A 17,957-nucleotide genomic window follows, 5' to 3' on the forward strand; every position below is an offset into this window, starting at 1 on the left:
CACTCGTTCCTATCAGCTCTGGCCGGATCAGACGCCTGACCGCAGCGGGCCCAGCTGGCTCAGCTTCCAGCCGTCCTCGGTGCGGGTGAGCTTGGTCAGGTACCGGTTGATCTTGGTGACCTTCTGGCCGCCGTCGGGCGTCACGGTGCTCTCGACCACGGCGATCATCGACGCGCTGCCGGAGCGGTCGTCCAGCTCGGTGATCGCGGCGTCCAGCACCTTCGACGTCGTCACGGACTTGGCGTCGACCAGCTGCTTCTTGCGCGAGTCCTTGTCCTTGTCGATCTCGGCGCGCAGGTCTCCCGTGGACGAGTTGAGCCAGCGCTGCAGGTCCTCGTCGACCTTCTTGTAGTCGAGGGTCAGGAAGTTCGTGACGCCGACCTGGCCGGACCGCAGGGCCTCGTCGCGCACCGCGGCGAACGCCGACTCGGACGAGTGCGCCGCCGAGTACCAGGCCACGCCCGAGTACGCGGCGAAGCCGAACGTCAGCACCGCCAGGACCACGGCGGTCACCGTGAAGATCCGCACTACTTCTTCCCCTCCGGCAAGCCCAGCAGCTGGCCCAGCGACGTCAGCAACGGCACCTCCGGCCCGGCGGTCTGCCCCGTCGGCTCCTGGCCGGGCTGCGTCGTCGCGTTGCCGACCGGCGTGGTCGGCGTTCCACCATATGGCGCATTCTGCGAGCCTCGCACCGAGGTCGCAGACCCGCGCGCGAGAGCGCAGTACGCCTGCGTGTTCAGCGGCGCGGCAGAGGTGTCGCCGCCGGGACGAATCGTCGTGCCCTCGTATCCGACGGTGCACGGCATCGGGTCGAACACGTTCAAGGCCAGCCCGAAGTGCGCCGACCCGTCGCCCGGCGCCACGGAGAACCCGCCACCGACGGCGATCGGGTACGTCACCGCGATCTGCTCCAAACCATCACGCCTGGTCACGAGGATGTTCGACGTGGTCAGCAGGTTCGCGAAGACCACCCCGAGGTTCGGCCCGCTCTCCTTGAGCAACGCCGACACCTGCTCGGACGCCGGCGGCACGGCCACGATCAACCGCCGCAGGTCGCCGTCGGAGGCCTTGAGCTGCTCGGCGAGCAACCGCAGGTCTCCGCTGAACGACCGGATGGCCCCACCGGAGGCGGCCTGCGTGGCCAGCACGATCCGCCCGTCCTTGAGCAGCTGCGTGGTCTGCGGCAGGTGTTCGCGGGCCGCGGCGGTGAACGCGGCGGTGTTGTCGATCAGCACCTGCAAGTCGCCACCGGTCCCGCTGAACGCGGTGTGCAGCTCGTCGACCACGGTCTTCAAGGAGTCCGTCGGCACCGAGGAAGCGAAGGCGTCCAAATTGGACAACAGCCCGTCGACGGGCGGCGGCGTCTTGGTGGCCGAGCGCGGGATGACCGACCCGGCCTCCAGGTACGGCCCGCCGTCGCTCTTCGGCCGCAGGTCCACGTACTGCTCACCCACGGCCGACCGGTTGGCCACGACGGCCTCGGTCGCGGACGGCACGCGCGGCGCGTCGGCGTCCAGCTCCAGGTCGACCTCGATGCCGTCGGAGGTCAGCCGCAGCTGCCCGACCCGCCCGATGGTCACGCCGCGATAGGTCACCTCGGCGTTGGTGAAGATGCCGCCCGAATCAGCGAGCTGCATCGTCACGACCGTCGACGACGACTTGAACAGGCCGATGTAGGTGGCGCTGACGTACGACACGCCCAGCAGCGCGACCAGCACGAATGCGCCGATCTTGAGCTTCGTCGACCGCAGGATCACTTGCGACCACCTCCCAGCAGCCCGCCGAGCAGGTCGCCCAGCCCGGACCCGGTGCCCTGCCCGAGGTTCGGCAGCGGGATGTTCGGCATCGGCAGCGGCGTCCCCTGGCTCGGGATCAGCGAGTCGATCGGCGACTGCCGCGACCGGCTGAGGTTGTCGAGCACCGTGCCGAGGTTCAGGTCGAGGTCGATGAACGCGTTGGTGTAGTCGCCCTTGATGCCGTCGACCGCCTCGTCCGGGAACGGGTAGGTCAGCAGCAGCTCGAGCGACTTCGGCAGGTTCTGCCCCGACTCGACGAGCTTCGTCAGCGTCGGCTGCAACGCCTTCAGGTCCGCCACGATGTCGTCACGGCTCTTGTTGATCGTGTCCGTGGCGACGTCGGAGAGCTTGTCCAGCGACTGCAGCAACGTCACGAGCTGCGTGCGCTGCTCGGCCAGCACCTTCAGGCCGGGCTCCAGGTCCGTCAGCGCGACCGCGATCTTGTCGCGCTGCTGCGCCAGAGTCCCCGCCAGCCGGTTCATCGAGTCGAGCGCGCGGACGATCTCCGCCTTGTGCTTGTCGAGCTCCCCGACGAACGTGTTGAGGTTGCCCAGCAACGAGCGGATCTCCTGCTCGTTGCCCTCCATCGCCGCGTTGAGCTCCTTGGTGATGTTCTGCAGCTGCGCGACACCACCGCCGTTGAGCAGCATCGACAACGCACCGAAGACCTCTTCGACCTCGGGGTTGCGGTTGGTCCTGTCCAACGGGATCACGGCGTTGTCGGCGAGCTTGCCGGCCGCGTCCTTGGGCTTGCCCAGCTCGACGAACTTCTCGCCGAGCAACGCGGACTGGCGCAGCTTCGCGAACGCGTTCGCCGGAAGCTGCACGTCGCCGTTGACCAGCATGGTCACCTCGGCGGTCCAGCCGTCGGCCCCCAGGTCGATCTTCTCGACCCGCCCGACCGGCACGTCGTTGACCTTCACGCCCGCCTGCGGCACCAGGTCGAGGACGTCCTTGAACTGCGCCTTGACCCGGTACGGGTGATCACCGACGTCGGCACCACCCGGCAGCGGCAGGTTGTAGACGCCGTCGAACCCGCCCGAACCGCAGCCCGACACCAGCAACAGCGCCGTCAGTCCTACGACCAGCTTCCTCACTGGGGCACCCCCGCGAGCGGCAGGGGCAACGGCAGCTTGCCCGCGTTGAGGTCGCTGAGGATCTCGGCCGGCGGCTTCAGCGGCACCACGCCGGTCAGGATCGGTTCCAGCTGCTTGCAGGTGTTCGACAGCACCGGCGGCACGTTGTTCGGCGTCGCCTGCTGGATCAGCTTGCAGATCAGCACGATCGGCGGCTGGTTCAGCTCGTTGATGTTCGCGCGGGTGTCGAGCGTGCCGGACGCCGCGTTGTACGAGTTCTGCAGGTTGCCGAGGGCCAGCGGGGCGACGTCGAGCGTCTCCGCCAGCGCGGCCCGCTGGTTCACCAGCACCTGCGTGATCGAGGCGAGCTTGTCCACGTTGGACTTGAGCACCTCGCGGTTGTCCTTGATGAACCCCTGCACCAGCCCCAGCGCGGTCGCGAGCTCCGAGAGCGCGGCACCGAGGTCGCCGCGTTCGTCGGCGAGCATCTTCGACACGTCCGCGAGCTGCTTGTTGAAGTCGCGCACCTGGCTGTCGTTCGCGGCCAGCATGGCGGTGAACTTCTGCAGGTTGTCCACGGTGGCGAACAGGTCCTCTTTGGACCCCGACAGGGTCCGGGTGGCCTGGCCGAGGTTCTTCAGCGTGTCGTTGAGCGCCTGGCCGTTGCCTTCGAGGTTGCGAGCGGCCGAGTTCAGCAGGTCCGCCAGCGCCCCGTCGGCGTTCGCGCCGTTGGGCCCCAGCGCGGTCGTGAGCTTGTCGAGCGACGAGTACAGCTCGTCCAGCTCGACCGGCGTCGCCGTGCGCTCGCGCGGGATCACGGCGTCCTCACCCAGCGTCGGCCCGCCGGTGTAAGCAGGCGCGAGCTGCACGTACCGGTCGCTGACCACGCTCGGCGAGACCACGACGGCCTGCGCGTTCTCCGGCACCCGCACGTCGCGGTCGACGGTGAACACGACCTTCACGGTCTTGCCCTCGGGCGTGACCTCGTCGATCGTGCCGACCTTCACGCCGAGGATCCGCACGTCACCGCCGGGGTAGACGCCGACGGCCGCCGCGAAGTGCGCGGTGACCTTGCGCCCGTTCATCCCGGCGAAGACCCACCACAACGCCGCGGTCACGACCAGCGCGAGCACACACGCGATCGCGATGAACCGGCCGACTTTGCTGTGAGCTGCTGTAGTCATCGCTGCACCCCCGGAGGCAGGCAGCCTTCCTCGTTGAACCCGACGACGCCGAGGTTCACCGAGGGTGGCAGCAGCCCGCAGATGTAGGTGTCGAACCAGCGACCGTTGCCCAGGGTGTTCGCGAACACCCGGTAGAACGGCGCCATCAGCGCGAGGCTGCGGTCGAGGTTCTCCTGGTTGCGCTCCAGGATCGTGGTGACCCTGCCGAGCTGTTCCAGCGCCGGCTTGAGCTGGTTCTGGTTGTCGTTCACCAGACCGCTGAGCTCACGGGACAGGTTCCGCGTGCCGGTCAGCAGCGCGCTGATCGCCTCGCGGCGCTTGCGCAGCTCACCGAGCAGGAGGTTGCCGTCCGACAGCAGCTTCTCGAACTCCGCGTTGCGGTCGGCCAGCGTCTTCGTCAGCTGCCGCGTGTTGTCCAGCAACTTCGCCAGCTGCTCGTCGCGCGAGGAGATCGTCTTCGACAACGCGGACAGGCCGTCCAGCGCGCCTCGGACGTGCTCCGGCGAGTTCTTGAAGGTGTCCGAGAGGACCGTGAAGCTGTCCGCCAGCTGCTTGGTGTCGATCTGGCCGACGGTCGTCGCGAGCCCGTTGAACGCCTCGTTCACGTCGTACGGCGCGAGCGTGCGTTCCTTCGGGATCGGGTTGCCGGGCGACAGCGGCTGGGTGCCCTGCGGGTCCAGTGCCAGGAACTTCTGCCCCAGCAACGTCTTGATGCGGATCATCGCGGTCGTCCGGTCGCCCACCCAGGCGTCCTTGACCTTGAACGTCACCCGCACCCGGTCGCCGTTGAGCCTGACCTTGGTGACCTTGCCGACCTTCACGCCGGCGACGCGGACCTCGTTGCCCGGCACCAGCCCCGCGGCCTCGCTGAAGTCCGCGGCGTAGCTCGTGCCACCGCCGACGATCGGCAGGTCGTCGGAGTAGAACGCGGCCAGCAGCAGCAAGGCGATCAGTGTCAGGCTGATCGCGCCGGTCCTGATCGGGTTGCTCGTCTTCATCGGCGGCACCTCTGCTGTGTCACCGGCAACGCCGTGATCGGGATCGGGTTGTTGATGACCGGCGGCACGGCGATCTGGCCGCTGGCCTCGCACAGGTAGAAGTTGAACCACGAACCGTAGGTCGCGGTCCGCGTGATCGTCTCCAGCTTGTTGGGCAGGCGCTGCAACATCCGGTCGACGAGCACCTCGTTGTCGCCCAGCGTCTTCGAGACGATGCCGAGCTGCGCGATGTCGTTCTTGAGCGGCTCGCGGCCCTGCTCCAGCAGGCCGGAGGTGGCCTGGGTCAGGTCGCCGAGCGCGGTGATCGCCTCACCGATCGGCTGGCGGTCCTGCGCGAGCCCGGAGACCAGCGTCTGCAACGTGATCACGAGGTTGTTGAAGTCCTCGTCGCGCGAGTTCACGGTCTCCAGCGCGGTGTTGAGGTTGTCGACGACCTCGCCGATCACCTTGTCCTTGCTCGCCAGCGTGCTGGTCAGCGAGGCCGTGTGCTGCAGCAGGCTGTCGATCGTGCTGCCTTCTCCCTGCAGCACCTGGATGATCTCGAACGACAGCTTGTTCACGTCGTCCGGCGACAGGGCCTGGAACAGCGGCTTGAAGCCGTTGAACAGCACGGTGAGGTCGAGCGCGGGCTTGGTGCGCTCCAGCGGGATCGTGCCGCCCTCGGGCAGCACCGCCTTGGTGTCACCGGTGCCGGACTCGAGCGCGATGTACCGCTGCCCCACCAGGTTGCGGTACTTGATCGTCGCGGTCACCGCCTCGGGCAGCTTGCGGTCGCCGTCGATCGAGAACTCCACCTCGGCGGTCTTGCGGTCGACGACCTTGATCCCGTCGACCTGCCCGACGCGGACGCCGGCGATGCGGATGTCGTCACCCTCGTTCAGCGCGGTGACGTCGGTGAACTGGGCCTTGTACTCGGTGGCACTGGCCAGGTTCACGTTGGCGATGGTGACCGCGAGCAACGAGGTGGCGAGGATCGTGACCACCGCGAAGGCGATCAGCTTGAGCAGCGGGGCCAGCAGTCCCTTCACTTGACGGTCACCTCCGTTCCGCGGACGAGTGGCCCGAGCAGCAGGCTCGACCAGCCGGGCATGTCCTGGGGGTCGACGCCGATGCGCGGTCCGAAGAGCGCCGCGATCAACCTGGCCTCCTCCGGCGAGTTGGCGAGCCGCAGCACGTCGGCGGACTGCGGCACGGTCACGTTGCCCGCGGTGGCGGGCGGCAGGACCCCGTCGTTCGCGACGCGGGCGGGCGGCGGCGAGCTCGACCCGTCCTGCACCGGACCCTCCGGCGGGTACTGCGGGAACGGGTTCGGCCGCGGGATCAGGTCGTAGCAACGCGGTCCGCGCTTGTCCCGGTACTCGGGCTCGTCGAGGTTCGGCTTGTACTTGCCGCGGTTCTGCGTGATCTCCAGCGTGATGTGCAGGCCCGGCTCGTTGGTGCCCTCGCCGAACGCCTTGCTGATGATCGGCTCGAACTCGGTGAGCCCCTTGAGCAGGCACGGGTACTCGGGCGCGTACTTCGCGAGCAGCTCCAGCGTCGGGCGGCTGGTGTCGGCGAGCGAGATGATGTTGTTCTTGTTGACCGTGACGAAGCTGGTGACGTCCTGCGACGTCGTGGTCAGCGAGCCGTACAGCGCGAGCAGGTTCTCGCGCTGGTCGACGACGGTCTTGGTCGTCGTGGTCATGTCGTTGAGCGCCTGCAACAGGTCCGGCGCGGCGTCGGAGTAGACGTTCGCGACGTCCGCGAGCTTGGAGATGTTCTCCTTCAGCGCGGGCAGCTGCGGGTTGAGCTCACCGAGGTAGGAGTCGAGCGACACCAGGGTCTCGCCGAGCGGCTTGCCCCGTCCGTCGAGTGCCTGCGACAACGCGGTGAGCGTCGTGGCGAGCTTCTCCGGCTGGATCGCCTGCAGCACCGGCATCAGGTTGTCGAGCACGCGTTCGAGCTCGATGGCGCTGCTCGTCCGGTCCTGCTCGATGACCGCGCCCTGGGTGATGGCCGCGCTCTTCTGCTGCGGCAGCACGAGGTTCACGTACCGCTCGCCGAACAACGTCTTGGGCAGCAGGCGCGCGCTGACGTTGGCCGGGATCTGCTCGACCTTGTCCGGCAGCAGGGCGAGCTCCAGCTCGGCACCGTCACCGCTGGTGCGGACGGCCTTCACCGAGCCGACGATCAGCCCCCGCACCTTGACGTCGCTCGCGGTCTGCAGCTGGTTGCCGATGTGGTCGGTCTTGAGCGTGACCTTCACGTAGTCGCTGAAGGCGTCCTTGTAGAGCGCCACCGTGAGCGACAGGAACATGGCGATCGCGAGGAGAAAGGCGATGCCCAGCACGCGTTTCCTCATCCGGCGATCCTCACCGTCGTCGTCGCGCCCCAGATCGCGAGGCTCAGGAAGAAGTCGAGCAGTGCCGTCGTGACGATCGCGGTCCGCACCGCGCGCCCGACCGCCACCCCGACGCCGGCCGGACCACCGGACGCGCGGTAGCCGTAGTAGCAGTGGGTCATGATGATCACGACCGCGAAGACCAGCACCTTGCCGAACGACCAGAGCACGTCGATCGGCGGTAGGAACAGGTTGAAGTAGTGGTCATATGTGCCCGCCGACTGCCCGTAGAACTCCACAGTGATCGTTCTGGCGGCCAGATAGCTCGTCAGCAGGCCGATCACGTACAGCGGGATGATCGCGACGAACCCGGCGATGATCCGCGTGGTGACCAGGAACGGCAGGCTGGGGATGCCCATGACCTCCAGCGCGTCGATCTCCTCGGAGATCCGCATGGCACCCAGCTGCGCCGTGAACCCGGACCCGACCGTCGCCGACAACGCCAGCCCGGCCACGAGCGGCGCGATCTCCCGCGTGTTGAAGTAGGCCGACACGAACCCGGCGAACGCCGACGTGCCGATCTGGTTCAACGCCGTGAAGCCCTGAAGGCCGACCACGGTCCCGGTGAACACGCTGAGCCCGACCATCACGCCGATCGTGCCGCCGATGACCGCGAGCGCTCCCGACCCGAAGCTGACCTCGGCCAGCAGCCGCATCGTCTCCTTGGAGTACCGCTTGAGCGCGCGGGGCGTCCAGGCCAGCGCCTTGATGTAGAACGACAGCTGGTCGCCGAACCCGTCGAGGGTGGACAGCACCTTGTTCGCCATCAGCTCCCCTTCGCGGGCACGACCTGCAGGTAGATCGTGGTGAGGACGAAGTTGACGAAGAACAGCAGCAGGAACGTGATGACCACGGCCTGGTTCACCGCGTCACCCACGCCCTTGGGCCCGCCGGCCGGGTTGAGGCCCCGGTAAGCAGCGACGATGCCCGCGATGAACCCGAAGATCAGCGCCTTCAACTCACTGATCCACAGGTCGGGCAGCTGGGCCAGCGCGCTGAAGCTCGCGAGGTAGGCGCCCGGCGTGCCGTCCTGCATGATCACGTTGAAGAAGTAGCCACCGAGCACACCGACGACGCTGACCATGCCGTTGAGCAGCACGGACACCAGCATCGCCGCCAGCACACGGGGCACCACGAGCCGATGGATCGGCGACACGCCGAGCACTTCCATCGCGTCGATCTCCTCGCGGATCTTCCGCGACCCGAGGTCCGCGCAGATGGCCGAGCCACCGGCTCCGGCGATCAGCAGCGCCGTCACGATCGGACTGGCCTGCTGGATGATCGCGAGCACGCTGGCCGCACCCGTGAACGACTGCGCGCCGATCTGCCGAGTCAAGCTGCCGAGCTGCAACGCGATGACCGCGCCGAACGGAATCGACACCAGCGCCGTCGGCAGGACCGTCACGCTGACGATGAACCAGCTCTGCTGGATGAACTCGCGAAGCTGGAACGGCCGCCGGAACGTCGTGCGCACGACGTCGATCCCGAGCTGGCACAACTTCCCGGTCTCCCGCAGCGCACCGGCGCCGGGGAACGAGGTCTGCGTGCTCACAGAACACCACCCTGCCGAGGCCACGGGCTGGGCGTGGGCGCAGCGGCGGGAGCACCAGCGTGCACGCCGTACCGCAGCTGCTCCTCGGCCGTGAGACTCTCGATGATCCCCTGCTGAGCCTGGTGCGGCAGCTGGTGGATGATCGTCATGACCCGGTCCTTGCGCCGCCGGACAGCATCCCGGAACGGCAGCCCCGGCGTCGGCTCGATCTGCGGGATGATCCCCCGGACGTCCTCGGACGTGGAGCCGTCCGAGTGCCCGGCGTCCGCATGAGCCTGCTCGGCAGCCATCGTGGCCGTGTCCTTCTCCTCGGACATGCCGATGGGCCCGAGCCGCCGCCCGTTCAAGAACTGCTCGACAACAGGCTCGTCACTGGTCAGCAGCACTTCGCGCGGCCCGAACATGACGAGCTCGCGCCGGAACAACATCCCCAGGTTGTCCGGCACGGTACGAGCAATGTTGATGTTGTGCGTGACGATCAGGATGGTCGCGTCGATCTGGGCGTTCAGGTCGATCAGCAACTGGCTGAGGTACGCCGTGCGCACCGGGTCCAGCCCGGAGTCCGGTTCGTCGCACAGAATGATCTCGGGGTCGAGCACCAGCGCACGGGCAAGACCAGCCCGCTTGCGCATACCGCCGGAGATCTCACCGGGCAGCTTCTTCTCCGCCCCGACGAGACCGACCATCTCCATCTTCTCGAGGACGATCCGCCGAACCTCGGCTTCCGTCTTCCTCGTGTGCTCGCGCAGCGGAAAGGCGATGTTGTCGTACAGGTTCATCGACCCGAACAACGCGCCGTCCTGGAACAGCACGCCGAACATCTTCCGAATCTCGTACAACCGGTGCTCAGAGCACCGCACCAGATCCGTACCGTTGATGATGATCTTGCCCTGCTCAGGCTTGAGCAGCCCCACCAACGACTTCAGGAACACGCTCTTGCCGGTACCGGACGGCCCGAGCATCACGCTGACCTCACCCGGCGGCAACGTGAGCGTGACGTCCTGCCAGATGGTCTGCTTGCCGAAGGACTTGGTCAAACCCTCGACGACCACCTCGACGCCCATCCGCACCTCCGCACACGCCCGAGGACGCCGCAGCGATCGGCGTCACACCTGGGCAACGAGTTCGTTCGCGGCAGGTTACTCACCAGTTGGCCTAACGGCGGTTGCGTTCATATAACGCCACAGAGCGTGACCTCGCAAAACGGTCACCACCACCTAGACCACTGCCTGGCAACCGGGATTTACGAGACCCATGTGACTCCAAACACACAACGACCCGCGAGGCCGAAGGCGAGCCGTCTTTCCCTACGGGCCGGGCGGTGGGGTCCCCCACCGCCAACGCAACCCTCAAAGCAACAGGCAGCCGCCCAACCCAACAGGCGTGCCATCAACCCACCCACGGCGCCACCCCCCGATCAGATTGCCGGGGGTCTGGGGGCAGAGCCCCCAGGGAAAGCACGCAACCTAAGGTCGCCGCCCGCAAGGTGACCACCCGCCAGGCCGCGGCAAGCTAACGCAGGCGTCCCCCCGATCCGGGAACCCCTACAACTCAACCTACTCAGCACCCCCGACAAGATCAGAAAAGACAAAAACGGGCGCACACCCCCAAAAGGGGATGCACGCCCGTTCAAGCACTACAAGGCAGAACGCCAGCCCCCGAAGGGGCTGAGATCACTTGACGGTGATCTTGGCGCCGGCAGCCTCGAGCTTCTCCTTGGCGGCGTCGGCGACGTCCTTGGCCACGCCCTCGAGGATCGCCTTCGGAGCGGACTCGACGAGCTCCTTGGCCTCCTTCAGGCCCAGGCCCGAGACGACCTCGCGGACGACCTTGATGACCTGGATCTTCTTGTCGCCGGCGGACTCGAGGACGACGTTGAAGTCCGTCTGCTCCTCGGCCTCTTCGGCGGCGGCGGCGGGGCCACCGACAGCGGCAACGGCGACGGGCGCCGCGGCGGTGACCTCGAAGGTCGTCTCGAACTGCTTCACGAACTCGGACAGCTCGAGGAGGGTCATCTCCTTGAACGCGTCGAGCAGCTCTTCGGTGCTGAGCTTCGCCATGATCGGCGGTCCTTTCTAATCTCCCGCGCGAAAGCGTCGGGCGTGTCTTTGGGTGATCAGCTTTCGGCGGGAGCGTCGGCCTCGGCGGCGGGAGCCGCAGCGGCCTTCTTCTCCTGCAGGGCAGCGGCCAGGCGAGCGACCTGGGAAGCCGGGGCGTTGAACAGACCCGCGGCCTTGGCCAGGTTGCCCTTCATCGCGCCCGCGAGCTTCGCGAGCAGCACCTCACGGGTTTCGAGGTCCGCGATAGCGGTGACCTCTTCAACCGAGAGCGGGCGGCCATCCATGTAGCCGCCCTTGATGATCAGGGCCTTGTTGTCCTTCGCGAAGTCGCGGATCGCCTTGGCGGCGTCGACGGGCTCGCCCTCGACGAACGCGATGGCGGTCGGACCGGACAGAAGGGCCTCGAGGCCCTCCACACCGGCGTCCGCAGCGGCCAGCTTGACCAGCGTGTTCTTCGCGACGGTGTACTTGGTGCCCGCGCCGAGAGCGCGACGCAGCGTGGTGAGCTGCGCCATGGAGAGGCCACGGTACTCGGTGACAACCGCTGCCGAGCTGGTGCGGAACTGGTCCGCGAGCTCAGCGACCGCCGTAACCTTCGTGGGCTTCGCCATGATCGCCTCCTCTCTGGGCTGGGTTTAGACCGCCGGCCTGGAGAAGGTCCCGAAACAACAAAAACGCCCTCGCGCACAAGCAGCACGGGGCGTCACACAAGAACTGAGCCTCGTCCTCCCTGCGCGGGCCGCCCGTGTTGCAACGGGGCCTTCATTCTCCTCGCGGAGAAAACCTGCGGTCTTCGGTAGAACCATCCAAAACAGTACTCGACTGTGTCCTGCCGCTCCAAATCGGCATGATGTGACGTGTGACCGACGAGCCCGGCAAGGACCTCGCGCCCCGCCAGCCGCCCACCCCGCAGCCGCCTGCCCCGCCCGTGGACCCGGAGCAGCTGCGGCAGTTCCAGGAGTTCCAACGCTTTCAGGAGTTCCAGCGCTACCAGGAGGCGACGGGCCAGGCGCCGCAGGCCCCGAAGCAGCCCGGCGGCAAGCGCTGGTGGCTCGCCGTGCTCGGCAGTGGCATCTTCTGGCGCGCGCTCTTCTTCCTCCTCGTCGTCTTCTCCGCGGTCTGGGCCTACAACCACTTCTTCGGCGTGGACGACCCCGGCGACATCGCGCAGGACAGCGGCGGCGTGACCGGCGCGGCGCAGGGCCTCACCGCACCGGCCGGGCTGCAGGGCACCGTCGGCATGTTCTACAAGCACGTGTCGTTCGCCGACACGACCCGCGCGTGCACGCTCTTCCTGCGCGACGACACCCGTCAGAAGTTCGCGAACGCTTATGGCGCAAGCGATTGCGCCGCCGCGGTCAAGGACCTGAAGACCAAGGTCACCAGCGTCGACAGGTACCAGCAGGTGCTGTTCCCGCCGGACATGCTCAAGACCCCGACGACCACCAAGGTCACCATCGACTCCTGCGCGCTGACCGTCGAGGGCGGCCCGCGCCTGGGCTTGTTCGTCGTGGAGAAGGTCGGCGCCGGCTGGGTCATCACCGACTGGTCGCCCAGCACCTGTGGTTGATTGGGGTGCATGGCAAACGCACTGGGGGTGCCCAGCACCGACAAGGTCGAGTACATGGCGGACGCCGCCGAACTAGGCCGTGACTACAAGCACCAGCTCCTCGTCTCGCTTGATCTGCGGCACGGCGACACGGTCCTCGACGTCGGCTGCGGGCCCGGCATGGACCTGCCGGTGATGGCCGACGCGGTCACGACGTCCGGCCGCGTCATCGGCGTCGACGTGGACCCGACGATGGTGGCGGCGGCGAGGAGCCTCCTCAACTACTACCCGCAGGTGGAGGTCCGCCAGGGAGACGCCCACGCGCTCCCCGTGGACGACGGGACCGCCGACCGCGCTCGCATGGACCGCGCGTTGCAGCACGTCGAGAACCCGTCCGACGTCCTCGCCGAGCTCCACCGAGCCCTGAAGCCGGGCGGCCTGCTGCGCATCGCCGAACCCGACTGGGACGCCCTGATCGTCGACGGCGACCTGGAGATGAACAGGGCGTTCAACCGGTTCGTCTGCTCGACCATGGTCCGCAACGCCACGATCGGCCGCCGGCTCGGGCGCCTCGCGCGGGAAGCGGGCTTCGAGGTCGAGGACGTCCGCGCGGCGACGACGGTGCTGCGCGACTTCGCCAGGGCGGACTACACCCTCGCCCTCACCCGCAACACGGAACGGGCGATCCGCGCCGGCGCCATAGAGCACGCGGACGGTGAGCGCTGGCTGGCCGACCTGCGCGACGGTGGCTTCCAGGCGTCGGTGACGATCTTCCTGCTGTCAGCCCGCAAGCCCTTGTGACCCCACGCCCAGCGACTCGACGGCGCGGGCGAGGCTCTCCTCCCCGCGCCCGGCGTCGACCTGCTGGTCGACGAGCGCCTTGAGCGAGTCGAGCGCCGCGAACGGAACGCCCTGCGCCGCGGCCGCGCGGATGAGCATGGCCAGCCCCGTCTGGTTCATCGCCAGGCTCGACTCCGCGTCGCCGTAGCTCTCGCCGTCGATCTCCGCGGCGAACGTGGAGAGCGCGGGGTGGAGGTCCGTCAGCCAGGACGACAACATCGGCGTGAGCTCGGTGGTCTTGATCCCGTTGGCCCGCGCCAGTGCCGCCGCGTGCAGGAAGCCGCCGATCAGGCCGTACATCCCGGCGAGGATCGCCACGTCGTACCCGGAGGCGCGGCCGGCGTCGGCACCCAGGAACGTGACCTTTCCCAGCAGCGCCAACTGCTTCTGCCAACGCTCGGACACGGCCGAGGAGCCGCTGTAGATGATCGACGACGCGTCGGTGCCGATCGTCTGGGGCACCGCGTACACGGCGCCGTGCAGGTACTCGGCTCCGTTCGCCGCGGCCCAGCCGGCCAGTTCACGAGCCTCGTCGGGAGTGCCGGAGGTGAGGTTCACCAACGCCCGTCCGCGCACGTCGACGCCGCCGAGAACCCGTTGTGCCGCTGGGTGGTCGAGCACGGCCACGATCACGAGCCCACTGGCCGCGACCGCCTCCGTCGCGGTCCCGGCGACGACGGCACCGGGCACCTTGATTTCGGAAGCCTTTGCGGCAGAACGGTTCCAGACCGTCACGGGGTGGCCTTCCCGCAGGAACGCCTCCGCCAGCGCGCGTCCGAGGTTGCCGAGGCCCAACACGGTGATCGCTTCAGATGTCATGCCTCCAGCCTCGCCGCACGTGATCAACTCGACCAGTGACCGGAATGACCCCTTTCGCCAAATTCCTGCCATAGGCTGGCTCGCATGAGCGCTGGATCAGTCGCCCTGGTCGTGCCCAGCGACTTCGGCGTCGCGGACCTCTACGAGCTGGGCATTCCCGCCGCCGTCTTCGGCACGCCGCAGCCCGACCTCGCCGACCCCTGGTACGAGTTGTGGTTGTGCGGCACCGGAAACCGCAGCCGCGACACCGTGCCGGGCTTCACCCTCAACAGCGCTCATGGGCTGGAAGACATCGTGCACGCGGACACCGTCATCGTGTCGTGGGTGCCGGACGAGGTCTTCGAGGAGAACGCGCCCGTCCCACCCGAGCTGATCTCCGCGCTGCGCCGGGCGCACGACAACGGCGCGCGGATCGTGTCGGCGTGCGTCGGCGCGTACGCACTGGCCGAAGCCGGCCTGCTCGACGGGAAGAAGGCCACCGCGCACTGGATGCACACCGCGCTGCTGGCCGAGCGCTATCCGAACATCCAGGTCGACGCCTCGAAGCTCTACATCGACGAGGGTGACGTGCTGACCAGCGCGGGCATGAGCGCCGGCCTCGACCTCTGCCTGCACCTGGTCCGCCGCGACCTGGGCGCCCACGTCGCCAACCAGCTCGCCCGCCGGATGGTGGTCCCCGGCCACCGCCCCGGCAACCTGGGCCAGTACGTCGACCTCTCGGTCCCGGCCAGCGACGAAGAGGGCCTGACCCCGGTGCTCGACTGGGCCCGCGCTCGCCTGGACGAACCGCTGACCATCGAGACCCTGGCCCGCCGCGCCGCGATGAGCCCGCGGACCTTCTACCGCAAGCTCCACGCCACCACCGGCACGACACCGCTGCAGTGGCTGCTCAACGAACGCATCACGCGGGCGCAGGCGTTGCTGGAGTCCACCGACCTGTCCGTGGAGAAGATCGCGGCCCTGAGCGGCATCGGCACGGCGAACAACCTCCGCCACCACTTCCTGAAGCAGGTGGGGCGCTCACCGAGCGACTACCGGCAGGCGTTCCCCCGGCACCAGTCCTGACATGCGAAAAGGCCCCCGGCGAACCGGGGGCCTTCTCAGGAGCTAGCTGCGAACCGGGGAGGCTCAGGCCTCGTCCGACAGCATGTTGCGGGTGCGGTTCGGGTCGACCGGGATGCCAGGGCCCATCGTCGTGGAGACGGTGACCTTCTTGACGTACCGGCCCTTGGCCGCGGACGGCTTGGCGCGGAGGATCTCGTCCAGCGCGGCCGCGTAGTTCTCGACCAGCTTCTCGGAGTCGAACGACACCTTGCCGATGACGAAGTGCAGGTTGGCCTGCTTGTCAACGCGGAAGTTGATCTTTCCGCCCTTGATCTCGTTGACGGCCTTCGAGACGTCGGGGGTGACGGTGCCGGTCTTGGGGTTCGGCATCAGGCCACGCGGGCCGAGGATGCGGGCGATGCGACCGACCTTGGCCATCTGGTCGGGGGTCGCGATCGCGGCGTCGAAGTCGAGCCAGCCACCCTGAATGCGCTCGATCAGGTCCTCGGAGCCGACAGCGTCCGCACCGGCGGCCTCGGCCTCAGCGGCCTTGTCACCGGTTGCGAAGACGATCACGCGGGCGGTCTTGCCCGTACCGTGCGGCAGATTCACGGTGCCGCGGACCATCTGGTCGGCCTTGCGAGGGTCGACGCCGAGGCGAATCGCGACCTCGACAGTGGCGTCGAGCTTCACCTTGGACGTTTCCTTGGCGAGCTTGGCGGCCTCCAGCGGCGAGTACAGCCGCTCCCGGTCCACCAGCTCTGCGGAGGCCTTGTAGGCCTTGCTGCGCTTCATTCTCTGTCCTTACCGTGGATCAGTTCGTGGTGATTGAGCCGCGCTCGGCTCTCCCACGCTTGCTAGAAAGAGGGTGTGGTCAGCCTTCGACCGTGATGCCCATGGAACGGGCGGTGCCGGCGATGATCTTCGCCGCCTGGTCGATGTCGTTCGCGTTCAGGTCGACCATCTTGACCTGCGCGATGCTGCGCACCTGCTCCATGGTCACCTTGGCGACCTTGACGCGGTGCGGCTCGCCGCTGCCCTTGTCGACACCAGCGGCGGCGAGGATGAGTCGCGCGGCCGGAGGGGTCTTCAGCTTGAAGTCGAACGAGCGGTCTTCGTACACGGAGATCTCAACCGGCACGACCTGACCGCGCTGCGACTCGGTCGCGGCGTTGTAGGCCTTGCAGAACTCCATGATGTTGACGCCGTGCTGACCCAGCGCGGGACCAACGGGAGGCGCCGGGTTGGCGGCACCAGCCTTGATCTGCAGCTTGATGATCGCTGACAGCTTCTTCTTCTTGGGAGGCATTGTCCGTACTTCCTGTTATTGCAGTGTCCGCGCGCGGCTCTGCCAGCCGCAGCGTGGCCGATCGGTCTTCCGGTCAGGGAAAACCGCTCAGATCTTGGAGACCTGGCTGAACGACAGCTCGACCGGCGTTTCCCGGCCGAAGATCGACACCAGGACCTTCAGCTTCTGGCCGTCCGCGTTGACCTCGCTGATCGTGGCGGGCAGCGTGGCGAACGGGCCGTCCATGACCGTGACCGACTCGCCGACCTCGAAGTCGACCTCGATGGTCGGCTTCGACACGGTGGTGGAAGCGGTCTTCTTGCCCTCGGCCGGCTTCTGCTCCTGCTGCGGGAGCAGGAACTTCAGCACCTCGTCGATCGTGAGGGGCGAGGGCTTCGAGGTGGCTCCGACGAACCCGGTCACGCCCGGCGTGTTGCGGACGGCGCTCCAGGACGCGTCGGTGAGTTCCATGCGGACCAGGATGTAGCCGGGCAGCACCTTGCGCTGCACCAGCTTGCGCTGGCCGTTCTTGATCTCGGTGACCTCTTCGGTCGGCACCTCGACCTGGAAGATGTAGTCCTCCATGTCGAGCGTGTGGATACGAGTCTCGAGGTTCGCCTTGACCTTGTTCTCGTAGCCGGCGTACGAGTGCACGACGTACCAGTCGCCGGGCGCGCGGCGCAGGGCCTGACGCAGCTCTTCGGCGGGGTCTTCCGGCTCTTCGTCGATCGGCGTCTCGTCGATCGCGAGAACGTCGGCGTCCTCTTCGGACTCGTCCGCGGTGTCCGCGTCCTCGGAGTCCACAGCCTCCGACTCGACCGTCTCGTCGGCCGCGATGTCCTCGGACACCTCGTCGTCGATGAGGTCGGTCTTCTCCTGGGCGTCGACGCCGTTATCGGAGGTCACTGTGGATCTCGCTTCCTGATTGCAGCGGCAGCTGTCCGGCTCAGCCGAACAACTCGAAAACAGCCGCGCCGAAGCCGAGGTCGAGAGCCCACACCAGCGCAACCATGAAGACCACGAACACCAGCACGACGCCGGTGTAGGTGACGAGCTGCTTGCGCGTCGGCCAGATCACCTTGCGGAGTTCGCCGATGACCTCGCGGATGTAGCGGAAGAACCGCCCGATCAGCGAGGGACGCTTCTCCTGTCCTTCACGGGTCTTGGTCGGGCGACCCTTCTTCGCGTCCTCGTCCGAGGAGTCGGACTTGGCGACGCTCTTCTTCGACTCAGCGCTGCTGCCGTCCTTGCGGGCGGCCGGGCGAGAGGAGGCACGACGCTCACGTCGCGCCGCAGCAGTGGACGGCCGGACAGCGCCTTCGCGCTCCTCCGGCTGGTCCTGCTCGCGGCCCTCGCTCATGCCGTGCCTCC

20 protein-coding genes are annotated in these 17,957 nt (G+C 67.6%); 3 read left to right on the forward strand and 17 right to left on the reverse strand.

Features of this window, described 5'->3' with window-relative positions:
- Window positions 1-27: 27 nt before the first annotated feature.
- The 12 genes from SK571_RS42180 to rplJ form a co-directional block, all read right to left on the reverse strand.
- Entirely contained in the window at window positions 28-528 is a 501-nt protein-coding gene (locus SK571_RS42180) for a hypothetical protein (protein WP_319989721.1), read from the reverse strand.
- A complete protein-coding gene (locus tag SK571_RS42185) occupies window positions 528-1,757 on the reverse strand; it encodes an MlaD family protein (RefSeq protein WP_319989722.1) in 1,230 nt (409 codons plus the stop codon). Before SK571_RS42185 ends, SK571_RS42180 begins: the two co-directional genes overlap by 1 nt.
- The gene (locus SK571_RS42190; protein ID WP_319989723.1) at window positions 1,754-2,893 is read right to left on the reverse strand and encodes an MCE family protein; all 1,140 of its coding nucleotides are present in this window, start codon (window positions 2,891-2,893) and stop codon (window positions 1,754-1,756) included. The genes SK571_RS42185 and SK571_RS42190 overlap by 4 nt, the downstream gene beginning before the upstream one ends.
- Window positions 2,890-4,056: an MlaD family protein gene (locus tag SK571_RS42195; protein ID WP_319989724.1), complete on the reverse strand. Its 1,167-nt coding sequence runs from the start codon at window positions 4,054-4,056 to the stop codon at window positions 2,890-2,892. Before SK571_RS42195 ends, SK571_RS42190 begins: the two co-directional genes overlap by 4 nt.
- The gene (locus SK571_RS42200; RefSeq protein ID WP_319989725.1) at window positions 4,053-5,054 is read right to left on the reverse strand and encodes an MCE family protein; all 1,002 of its coding nucleotides are present in this window, start codon (window positions 5,052-5,054) and stop codon (window positions 4,053-4,055) included. The genes SK571_RS42195 and SK571_RS42200 overlap by 4 nt, the downstream gene beginning before the upstream one ends.
- On the reverse strand, window positions 5,051-6,082 hold the full coding sequence (locus tag SK571_RS42205; RefSeq protein ID WP_319989726.1) for an MCE family protein: 1,032 nt from the start codon (window positions 6,080-6,082) through the stop codon (window positions 5,051-5,053). The genes SK571_RS42200 and SK571_RS42205 overlap by 4 nt, the downstream gene beginning before the upstream one ends.
- Complete coding sequence (locus tag SK571_RS42210) at window positions 6,079-7,395, reverse strand: MCE family protein (protein WP_319989727.1); 1,317 nt, start codon at window positions 7,393-7,395, stop codon at window positions 6,079-6,081. The genes SK571_RS42205 and SK571_RS42210 overlap by 4 nt, the downstream gene beginning before the upstream one ends.
- A complete protein-coding gene (locus SK571_RS42215) occupies window positions 7,392-8,201 on the reverse strand; it encodes an MlaE family ABC transporter permease (RefSeq protein WP_093606336.1) in 810 nt (269 codons plus the stop codon). Before SK571_RS42215 ends, SK571_RS42210 begins: the two co-directional genes overlap by 4 nt.
- A complete protein-coding gene (locus SK571_RS42220) occupies window positions 8,201-8,986 on the reverse strand; it encodes an MlaE family ABC transporter permease (RefSeq protein WP_319989728.1) in 786 nt (261 codons plus the stop codon). The genes SK571_RS42215 and SK571_RS42220 overlap by 1 nt, the downstream gene beginning before the upstream one ends.
- Complete coding sequence (locus SK571_RS42225; RefSeq protein ID WP_319989729.1) at window positions 8,983-10,050, reverse strand: ABC transporter ATP-binding protein; 1,068 nt, start codon at window positions 10,048-10,050, stop codon at window positions 8,983-8,985. The genes SK571_RS42220 and SK571_RS42225 overlap by 4 nt, the downstream gene beginning before the upstream one ends.
- 609 nt (window positions 10,051-10,659) lie before the next feature.
- Window positions 10,660-11,046 (reverse strand): 50S ribosomal protein L7/L12, encoded by a 387-nt coding sequence (gene rplL / locus SK571_RS42230; RefSeq protein ID WP_093606339.1) that lies wholly within the window; start codon window positions 11,044-11,046, stop codon window positions 10,660-10,662.
- Between the two features lie 56 nt (window positions 11,047-11,102).
- Window positions 11,103-11,657 (reverse strand): 50S ribosomal protein L10, encoded by a 555-nt coding sequence (gene rplJ, locus SK571_RS42235; RefSeq protein WP_319989730.1) that lies wholly within the window; start codon window positions 11,655-11,657, stop codon window positions 11,103-11,105.
- Window positions 11,658-11,905: 248 nt separating this feature from the next.
- Here rplJ and SK571_RS42240 point away from each other — a divergent pair, with 248 nt between their 5' ends.
- Both SK571_RS42240 and SK571_RS42245 read left to right on the forward strand, forming a co-directional pair.
- Window positions 11,906-12,616, forward strand: coding sequence for a hypothetical protein (locus SK571_RS42240; protein ID WP_319989731.1), 711 nt, complete (start codon window positions 11,906-11,908; stop codon window positions 12,614-12,616).
- A 9-nt stretch (window positions 12,617-12,625) separates the two neighbouring features.
- On the forward strand, window positions 12,626-13,396 hold the full coding sequence (locus SK571_RS42245; RefSeq protein ID WP_319989732.1) for a methyltransferase domain-containing protein: 771 nt from the start codon (window positions 12,626-12,628) through the stop codon (window positions 13,394-13,396).
- Here SK571_RS42245 and SK571_RS42250 read toward each other — a convergent pair.
- Window positions 13,376-14,254 (reverse strand): NAD(P)-dependent oxidoreductase, encoded by an 879-nt coding sequence (locus SK571_RS42250; protein WP_319989733.1) that lies wholly within the window; start codon window positions 14,252-14,254, stop codon window positions 13,376-13,378. The genes SK571_RS42245 and SK571_RS42250 overlap by 21 nt on opposite strands.
- A gap of 84 nt (window positions 14,255-14,338) precedes the next feature.
- On the opposite strand from SK571_RS42250, the gene SK571_RS42255 reads away from it, so the two are divergent.
- The gene (locus SK571_RS42255) at window positions 14,339-15,319 is read left to right on the forward strand and encodes a GlxA family transcriptional regulator (RefSeq protein ID WP_319989734.1); all 981 of its coding nucleotides are present in this window, start codon (window positions 14,339-14,341) and stop codon (window positions 15,317-15,319) included.
- 63 nt (window positions 15,320-15,382) lie between these two features.
- Here the strand turns inward: SK571_RS42255 and rplA are convergent, their stop codons facing one another.
- The 4 genes from rplA to secE form a co-directional block, all read right to left on the reverse strand.
- Entirely contained in the window at window positions 15,383-16,093 is a 711-nt protein-coding gene (gene rplA, locus SK571_RS42260; RefSeq protein WP_266043538.1) for a 50S ribosomal protein L1, read from the reverse strand.
- 79 nt (window positions 16,094-16,172) lie between these two features.
- Complete coding sequence (gene rplK, locus SK571_RS42265; RefSeq protein ID WP_030478269.1) at window positions 16,173-16,607, reverse strand: 50S ribosomal protein L11; 435 nt, start codon at window positions 16,605-16,607, stop codon at window positions 16,173-16,175.
- Window positions 16,608-16,694: 87 nt separating this feature from the next.
- Window positions 16,695-17,492: a transcription termination/antitermination protein NusG gene (nusG, locus tag SK571_RS42270; RefSeq protein ID WP_319989735.1), complete on the reverse strand. Its 798-nt coding sequence runs from the start codon at window positions 17,490-17,492 to the stop codon at window positions 16,695-16,697.
- Window positions 17,493-17,532: 40 nt separating this feature from the next.
- Complete coding sequence (gene secE / locus SK571_RS42275; RefSeq protein ID WP_266043541.1) at window positions 17,533-17,946, reverse strand: preprotein translocase subunit SecE; 414 nt, start codon at window positions 17,944-17,946, stop codon at window positions 17,533-17,535.
- Window positions 17,947-17,957: the final 11 nt, after the last annotated feature.

Source organism: Lentzea kristufekii, from assembly GCF_033949925.1.
GTDB classification, from domain to species: domain Bacteria; phylum Actinomycetota; class Actinomycetes; order Mycobacteriales; family Pseudonocardiaceae; genus Lentzea; species Lentzea kristufekii.

What these genes read in the sequence shown, in the direction of transcription:
- rplJ (WP_319989730.1), bottom strand. Translation starts at nt 11,657, where the DNA reads ATGGCGAAGCCCACGAAGGTTACGGCGGTCGCTGAGCTCGCGGACCAG.
- SK571_RS42255 (WP_319989734.1), top strand. Translation starts at nt 14,339, where the DNA reads ATGAGCGCTGGATCAGTCGCCCTGGTCGTGCCCAGCGACTTCGGCGTC.
- SK571_RS42215 (WP_093606336.1), bottom strand. Translation starts at nt 8,201, where the DNA reads ATGGCGAACAAGGTGCTGTCCACCCTCGACGGGTTCGGCGACCAGCTG.
- SK571_RS42250 (WP_319989733.1), bottom strand. Translation starts at nt 14,254, where the DNA reads ATGACATCTGAAGCGATCACCGTGTTGGGCCTCGGCAACCTCGGACGC.
- rplK (WP_030478269.1), bottom strand. Translation starts at nt 16,607, where the DNA reads ATGCCTCCCAAGAAGAAGAAGCTGTCAGCGATCATCAAGCTGCAGATC.
- SK571_RS42210 (WP_319989727.1), bottom strand. Translation starts at nt 7,395, where the DNA reads ATGAGGAAACGCGTGCTGGGCATCGCCTTTCTCCTCGCGATCGCCATG.
- rplA (WP_266043538.1), bottom strand. Translation starts at nt 16,093, where the DNA reads ATGAAGCGCAGCAAGGCCTACAAGGCCTCCGCAGAGCTGGTGGACCGG.
- SK571_RS42195 (WP_319989724.1), bottom strand. Translation starts at nt 4,056, where the DNA reads ATGACTACAGCAGCTCACAGCAAAGTCGGCCGGTTCATCGCGATCGCG.
- rplL (WP_093606339.1), bottom strand. Translation starts at nt 11,046, where the DNA reads ATGGCGAAGCTCAGCACCGAAGAGCTGCTCGACGCGTTCAAGGAGATG.
- secE (WP_266043541.1), bottom strand. Translation starts at nt 17,946, where the DNA reads ATGAGCGAGGGCCGCGAGCAGGACCAGCCGGAGGAGCGCGAAGGCGCT.
- SK571_RS42225 (WP_319989729.1), bottom strand. Translation starts at nt 10,050, where the DNA reads ATGGGCGTCGAGGTGGTCGTCGAGGGTTTGACCAAGTCCTTCGGCAAG.
- SK571_RS42245 (WP_319989732.1), top strand. Translation starts at nt 12,626, where the DNA reads ATGGCAAACGCACTGGGGGTGCCCAGCACCGACAAGGTCGAGTACATG.
- SK571_RS42200 (WP_319989725.1), bottom strand. Translation starts at nt 5,054, where the DNA reads ATGAAGACGAGCAACCCGATCAGGACCGGCGCGATCAGCCTGACACTG.